At 43.7% G+C, this 7,441-nt stretch carries 6 protein-coding genes; 5 read left to right on the top strand and 1 reads right to left on the bottom strand.

Annotated features, from left to right (window positions below):
- Positions 1-205 precede the first annotated feature (205 nt).
- Together lpxO and FTV14_RS15525 are read left to right on the top strand one after the other, a co-directional pair.
- A complete protein-coding gene (gene lpxO / locus FTV14_RS15520; RefSeq protein WP_166136817.1) occupies positions 206-1,123 on the top strand; it encodes a lipid A hydroxylase LpxO in 918 nt (305 codons plus the stop codon).
- A 108-nt stretch (positions 1,124-1,231) separates the two neighbouring features.
- Positions 1,232-1,648, top strand: a complete 417-nt coding sequence (locus tag FTV14_RS15525) for a PH domain-containing protein (RefSeq protein ID WP_159123727.1) — start codon at positions 1,232-1,234, stop codon at positions 1,646-1,648.
- Here the strand turns inward: FTV14_RS15525 and FTV14_RS15530 are convergent.
- A complete protein-coding gene (locus tag FTV14_RS15530) occupies positions 1,645-2,709 on the bottom strand; it encodes an AAA family ATPase (protein WP_180017510.1) in 1,065 nt (354 codons plus the stop codon). The genes FTV14_RS15525 and FTV14_RS15530 overlap by 4 nt on opposite strands.
- 224 nt (positions 2,710-2,933) lie before the next feature.
- Here FTV14_RS15530 and uvrC point away from each other — a divergent pair, with 224 nt between their 5' ends.
- The 3 genes from uvrC (at position 2,934) to pgsA (ending at position 6,341) form a co-directional block, all read left to right on the top strand.
- Positions 2,934-4,733: an excinuclease ABC subunit UvrC gene (uvrC, locus tag FTV14_RS15535; RefSeq protein WP_180054146.1), complete on the top strand. Its 1,800-nt coding sequence runs from the start codon at positions 2,934-2,936 to the stop codon at positions 4,731-4,733.
- Between the two features lie 118 nt (positions 4,734-4,851).
- Positions 4,852-5,646, top strand: a complete 795-nt coding sequence (locus tag FTV14_RS15540) for a thioesterase family protein (RefSeq protein WP_180017506.1) — start codon at positions 4,852-4,854, stop codon at positions 5,644-5,646.
- Between the two features lie 107 nt (positions 5,647-5,753).
- Positions 5,754-6,341: a CDP-diacylglycerol--glycerol-3-phosphate 3-phosphatidyltransferase gene (gene pgsA / locus FTV14_RS15545; RefSeq protein ID WP_004781631.1), complete on the top strand. Its 588-nt coding sequence runs from the start codon at positions 5,754-5,756 to the stop codon at positions 6,339-6,341.
- Positions 6,342-7,441: the final 1,100 nt, after the last annotated feature.

Below are 7,441 nucleotides of genomic sequence, written 5' to 3' on the forward strand. Positions count from 1 at the left end.
AAAATACAAAATAATTCGGTAATATGATCCATTGAGAAGCCTTGTTTTATAACATTTTGTCTTGAGAACCAATATGTTACAAAAACAGGGCTTTTTTTCTACTCTTTTTTTATATCGAACTCAGGTTTTGTTATAATGCGGCCCAGATGTGACTTTTTTATTTTTCCCCGTTCTTTTTTAGGGCTAGGATTTTTTGGGTATTGATATGCTTAAGTGGATTATTTTGGCCATCTTTGTCATCTCAGCGTTATATATTCAGCGACGTGGCACAGTTCGGCATTCTTTTTATCGCCAGTTTTTTGACCATTCGACCCTGTTTGCACCGATCAATTTTCTGATGTACGCCTTTTCACGCGTACCGAATCAGCCTTATATCGATACGCAGCATTTTAAAGACCTAAAAGTGCTGGATGAAAACTGGGAAATGATTCGTGACGAAGCACAGGCACTCTATCAGAAAGGCGGGATCAAGGCTTCGAGCAAATATGATGACCTGGGGTTTAACTCATTTTTTAAGACTGGCTGGAAACGCTTCTATTTAAAATGGTATGACTCGGCGCATCCCTCTGCAGCAGAACTCTGCCCAAAAACTACCGCCTTGCTCAAAACTTTGCCTACCATTAAAGCGGCCATGTTTACCGAGCTGGCACCCGATAGCCGTTTGGTCCGTCATCGTGACCCTTATGCCGGTTCATTGCGTTATCACTTGGGCTTAATGACCCCGAATGATGACCGCTGCTTTATCGATGTCGATGGTCAGCGTTATTCCTGGCGCGACGGCGAGAGCGTGGTATTTGATGAAACCTATATTCATTATGCCGAAAACAAGACTGACCAGAACCGGATCATTTTCTTTGCTGATGTCGAGCGACCTTTAAAAACCCGCTGGATGGAACGCTTCAATCACTGGTTTGGTAAAAAAGTGATGACAGCAGCCAGTTCACCGAATGAGGTTGGGGATCAGACTGGTGGCTTAAACAAAGTCTTTGGTTATGTCTATCAACTCCGGGTAAAAGCCAAAGCTTTAAAAGCACAGAACCGCCAGCTGTACTATTTCCTGAAATGGTTCCTGATGCTGGGTATTTTCTTCCTGATCTTTATTCGTCCTTATCTGTTTGCCTAAGCTGCAACATAAAAAATAAAGCGCCCACATGGGCGTTTTTTATTACTTGCAGAGATTCACCACATCATTCTGATTTTGTGTAAGATAAAACAAAATAGGGGGAAGATGATGCGTGTATTTCGTTCCAAAAAAGACTGGTGGCTGCTGGCATTCTTGATCTGTATGAGCGGTTTGTTATTGCAATTATTACTGACCATGCAGGCCAAAGGGACGATGGCTCAATATCCGGTGCATACCGCAGTCTATATACTTACAATCCTCTTGGTCTGGTGGCCGGTTTGGAGTACCCGTTATATCGTGCAGGATGGGCAGTTGATTATCAAAAGCTTGTGGCTGACCTGGCAAATTCCGCTTGGTTCGATTCAGAATATCCAGCCTACAGATCACTCAGAAATTGCACCTGCTTTGTCTTTCAAGCGTTTAAAAGTTAGCTATATGCTGGCAGATCAACAAAAGTATGTCCTGATTTCACCTAAAGACCCGGATGCATTGATTCAGGCGATTCAAGCACATCAAACAGTTTAATTGGAATCGGAGGCTTGAGGCTGAACTAGCAATTGACCATTAATGCAGTCCAGATGGAGTTGCAGTTGTTCTGGATGGTTCAGGAAATAAATCGCTAAGATCGGTTCCAGTTCAGTCCGTATTTTTCGGCCCAGATGACGGGCGCCATAACGGATGTCATGACCCTGATAAAAATGGGCCTTGGCTGCATCAGTGAGGTGAATCTGTCGTTTCTGATGTTGCAGACGTTGATTTAATTTATCCAGCTCAATCTCAACCAGTCGTGGCAGGGCATCATTTTGGACAGCCTGATAGTGCAAGATACGGTCAATCCGGTTTAAAAATTCAGGATCGAACTTGCGCTGCATGACTTTTTCAATAATCTGCTGGGTCGGTACTTTTTTCAGACATAGTTGCTGCATTTTTTGCGGCAGATAGCTGAGCTTTTCCAGATATTGTTGCGCGGCTTGTGCACCGACATTACTGGTCATAAAAATCATGCAATTACGAAAATCGATGGTTTTGGTACCAGCAGTCAACGTCAGTCGACCAGTATCCAGTACATTCATCAGACCACGAATCACTTCAGTACTGGCTTTTTCCAGTTCATCAAACAGCATGATGCCGGGACGGGTATGGCTTCCGGCAATAGCGGTTTCATCAAACAGGCTATGGCCTTCTTTAGAGCCCACATAACCCGGAGGCGCGCCAGTCAGGGCAGCTGCATAATGTTCCTGCGCCAAAGTATTCATATCAATCCGGCAGAAAGCATCAGGACGGCCATAAATTGCTTCGGCAATCAGACGCACGGTCTCGGTTTTGCCGACACCGGTCGGGCCAAGCATTAAGGTAACCGAAAGCGGACGTTCAGGACTGGAAAAGTCAGCCTTGACCACATGCAGCATTTTTTCAATTTCATTTAAGGCGGCATCCTGACCGATGATCCGTTCCCGTAGCAACTGCATCACAGCCAGAGGTTCAAAATGAAAACGCGGTTTCCCAATCAAACGGTCACGCTCAGACTGGCTATGGCTAGAAGTGGCAGGTTGCACAACATGAATACCGGATTGGGAACTTGTCATCTTGGATCATCTCGAGATTGAACCTGTCGAGCATAGCAAAGTTAGTTCAGGCGACTTATAGCTTTTAGCAATCAGACCATATTGGGTTGCTTATAAATACGGCGGTCTGGGCATAACCTGTTTCACTTTCGATGACAGTTCGGGTGAATTTTGTGTCATCGCTTGAAAATGACACATTAAACATCACATATATCTGCATATTGCAGGTGAAAAATAGGTTTTAGGTGAACGAGAACGCACGCCCTCATATTGAAAAAATCTTGGCCAATATGACCACCTTACCCGGGGTCTACCGGATGTATGGCAAAGATGGCGAACTCTTATATGTGGGAAAAGCCAAGAACCTGAAAAATCGGGTATCTAGTTATTTTGTCAAAACCCTTGATCATCCCAAGACTCAAGCTTTGGTGGCACGGATTTATGACATTCAGACCTTGGTGGTGCGTTCAGAAACTGAAGCTTTATTGCTAGAGCAAAACCTGATCAAGCTGCATCGTCCACCGTATAACATCATGCTGCGTGATGACAAATCCTATGTCTATATTTTTGTCTCTGCAGACAAGCCCTATCCGCGGATTGCCAGCGGTCGTGGCAAGGGCAAACATCAGGTCGGCAAGTTCTTTGGACCTTATCCGAGTGCTTACAATGCCCGCGATACTTTGGTTATTCTGCAAAAATTATTCAATGTACGTTCTTGTGAGAATGGTTTCTTTGCCAATCGTACTCGACCTTGTTTGCAATATCAGATCAAGCGCTGTTCCGGCCCTTGTGTCGGCCTGATTTCACCTGAGGATTATCAGGAAGATGTCAATAATTCGATTCGCTTCCTGCAAGGCGATACCAAAGAGTTGAATCAGGAACTGATTGCCAAGATGGAAGCAGCCGCAGAAAATCTGGAATTTGAAAAGGCGGTATTTTATCGTGACCGGATGGCGTTACTGCGTGATGTACAGGCACAGCAGGCGATTTATAAAGTCAAAGGTGAGGCAGATATTCTGGCAATTGCCTACCAGGCAGGCGTGACTTGTGTGCAGATCATGCATGTGCGTAATGGCAAGATGCTCGGCGGTAAAGGCTATTTCCCGGATATGCTGAGTGATGATCTGGGGCAAATGCTCTCGGATTTTATTGCCAATTTCTATTTCCAGGTCGCCGATGAAATTCCATCTGAACTGATCGTGAATATTGAAATGCCAGATCGGAAGGAGCTGGAAGCTGCACTTTCTCAACATTTTGACAAGAAAATTCAGATCAAGTCCAAAGTCCGGGAAACCCGTGCCGAATGGCTGGAACTCGCTCAGATGAATGTGCAACATGCCATTCAGGGCAAGCTGGCCAATCACTTTGAGCTGAATGAACGTTTCCATCAGTTAGAGGAGGTCGTAGGACGGCCGGTAGATCGGATTGAGTGTTTCGATATCTCGCATACCATGGGTGAAGATACGGTTGCTTCTTGCGTAGTCTTTGATAATGGAGGCGCGCGCAAACGCGATTATCGCCAGTTTTCTATCAATGATATTCAGGCGGGTGATGACTATGCCGCGATGCGTCAGGCCTTAACCCGTCGTTATAAAAAAGCCATGCTGCCAGATTTGCTGCTGATTGACGGTGGTAAAGGGCAATTGCATATGGCGATGGAAGTCATGCAGGAACTTGGGCTGGATGCCTTTATGGTCGGTGTGTCTAAAGGCGAAGGGCGTAAGCCGGGTCTGGAAACCCTGCATTTTACCGATGGCAGCAAGATCCAGCTTCCAGAAGATCATAAGGCCCTGCATCTGATCCAGCAGGTACGTGATGAAGCTCACCGTTTTGCCATTACCCGCCATCGGGCCAAACGCGATAAAAAACGGGGTTCATCCGTATTGGAAGTGATCCCAGGATTAGGGCCGAAGCGCCGTCGTGATTTATTGACCCATTTTGGTGGGATTCAGGGTGTGCTTAAAGCTTCAGAAAAAGATCTGCAACTGGTACCGGGTCTGGGTTCGGTCATGGCCCGGATGATTTATAAAGTTCTGCATGAGTAATCGTTTTATATCAATTACAAGTGCAAAAATGCACATTGACCTTCGAGTCAAAGGTCATTTCTATTCATAGATTTTTCCAGCAATATATCGGTTCATCAGACAAAGTTGAAGGATCGATATGTCTTTGCAAACACTGTACGCACAAATTGCGCAGCAAGAATGGATTGAAATGCCGCCAGGCTGGGGACAAGGAAGAACCATCTACGGTGGACTTGCAGCTGCAGTCATGATGCAAAAAGCCGTGGTAATAATCAATGATCCTACTAAACGTTTGCTGAGTACCAGTGTGACTTTTGTTGGCCCGGTACAGGAAGGCAAAGCACGCCTAACTGCGGAAATTCTGCGTGAAGGCAAATCGGTCACTACCATCGAAGTGCGTCTATGGCAGGATGAGGCTGTTCAGAGCATTCTGATTGCCAGTTTCGGCGTAGCGCGCGATTCTAGCATTCAGGTACATCAGGAAATCCAGGCTCCGGATTATGCTCCTCCTGAAACCCTGTTCCAGATTCCTGCACAGTTCAAGCTTCCAAAGTGTTTTGATCATTTTGAACTCAGATGGGCGGATTTGAATCTGCCGTGCAGTTCAAGTGTACGTCCTGATTTTGAAGGCTGGTGCCGCTTCCATCCAGATCAACATTCTGACCGTGAATTTCAGTTAGCTGACCTGATTGCCATTTTTGACATCTGGCCACCTGGGGTGTTACCGATGTTTCAAACACTGGCCCCAGCGAGCAGCCTGACCTGGACTGTAACCTATGTGCATCCAGTGCAGCATCAGCTACATGATTGGTTTAAATATAAAGTGATTACCGACCATGCGGCTGACGGTTATTCAACAGAACATGCCTATCTGTGGGATGTAGAAAATCGGCTGATTGCGATGGCCAGACAGACAGTGACGGTGTTTGCCTAGTGACACTTCAAGTCAATTCGTATAAAGTGAAGCGTATTAATGATGGATTAAACCTCGAAAAAAGTGTGCATTTTCATCGTACATGAGGGGAACAATTGGCGGTGTCTATGACTACAGGTCGTATCCTGAATATTCCAAATATCTTGACCTTGGCTCGTATTATCCTGATTCCGGTTTTTTTATTGGTCGCATATTGGCCACCGGCAATGGGATTTAATGAAACCAGTCCTGATGTGACGCGGCATATTATCTTAACGACAATTTTTGTAGTGGCTGCAGTCACTGACTGGTTTGATGGTTATCTGGCGCGTACTCTGAATCAGACGTCTGCTTTTGGTCGTTTTTTGGATCCAGTTGCAGACAAGTTGATGGTCGCTGCTGCGCTTATTGTCTTAGTGCAATGGCAACCTTCGATCTCGATGGCTTTTGCAGCGATTGTGATTATTTCACGGGAAATTACAGTTTCAGCTTTACGTGAATGGATGGCTGAACTCGGTGCGCGTACCAGTGTGGCGGTGTCGACAGTGGGTAAATACAAAACCGCGTTCCAGATGATCGCAATTACGGTTTTCCTGCTGAACTGGCCACCGCTAGAAATGCTGGCTTATGCTTTGCTATATACAGCTGTGGTACTGACCTTATGGTCAATGTTTATTTATCTAAAAGCAGCCTGGCCATATCTGAAACAGCCTTAATCAATAAAAGCTCCTTAAAGGGGCTTTTTTTTATAGCTGAAATAGGAAATATAAAAATAGCAGGCAAAAAAATACCCAGCCTTTGGGGGAAGAACTGGGATGAAATCGGGGGTATTTCTCAGTTATTATTATAGTTATTCAAAGATATCTCATCTTCTTGCAGGTCATTATAGGGAGCACCTTCCACAAAATCATGTGGTTTCTTGTAGCTGAATGTTGTGTTTTGTGAGAGCAATGTATACAGAATTTACAATTGATTATTTTGATACAAATCTGATTGCTTTTCAGTAAGATAATGGCTGCTTAAATTTAAAAAACACGGTAGGAAAATGACAGGTTTTGAGCCTGTTTTTTAGGTCAATAATTTTCGATTTCATGAAAGTTAAAATAGTTTTTAGAGTGCTTTTAAGAGAAATAGAGTATCTATAGAAAAAGAATATCCGAGGAGTCTCTTGTCAGGTATTTAACTCATGATCTGATGAAGAAGTAATTTTCAAATTAAAAAGGGAATTCTTTTTATAGGTTACTTTTTTATAGCATTCGAAGTGATACCTTTCGCTTAATTTACGTAAGAGAAAAGCTTGAGCTTAGATAAAAAAATTTCCATGTAAGGAGTTTTTTTATTCTATGAACTTATAGCTGCTTGTCTTGTGTAAAAAACAAAAAGAGTAGGGCTTTAAACTAAAAGGGGAATCTTTCATAGATTTCCTTTTTGACAAGTAAAATTATGCGCTTGTCTTGCTTAGTTAAAACGCAGTTTAGCTCTTGCAGTATTCATAAAAAAAAGAGCCTTGTCAGGCTCTTTTTTGACATTTGAAACTACGCGCTTCGCTTGTCTTGAGTAATTTTTAGAGCAGTACATAAAAAAGAATCTCCCATAACGGAGATTCTTTTTAAAGCCTACGCGCAGCATAGCTGCTTGTCTTGCGGCGTGGCGGAGCAGTGCTTTTGATATAAGAAAAGCCCCGTTTATGGTAATGCCAGTCAGTTAAGCAAATATTAGTAAAATGTAGTAAAAATGAGTGTATGTAAATACGCTCATTTTTTTATGACTTTATCTGAAAATTTAGATTGCACCCTTCAACATTCTTTACCTTCAC

Origin of the sequence: Acinetobacter sp. YH12236, from assembly GCF_013417645.1 — a bacterium.
Classification (GTDB): Bacteria; Pseudomonadota; Gammaproteobacteria; order Pseudomonadales; family Moraxellaceae; genus Acinetobacter.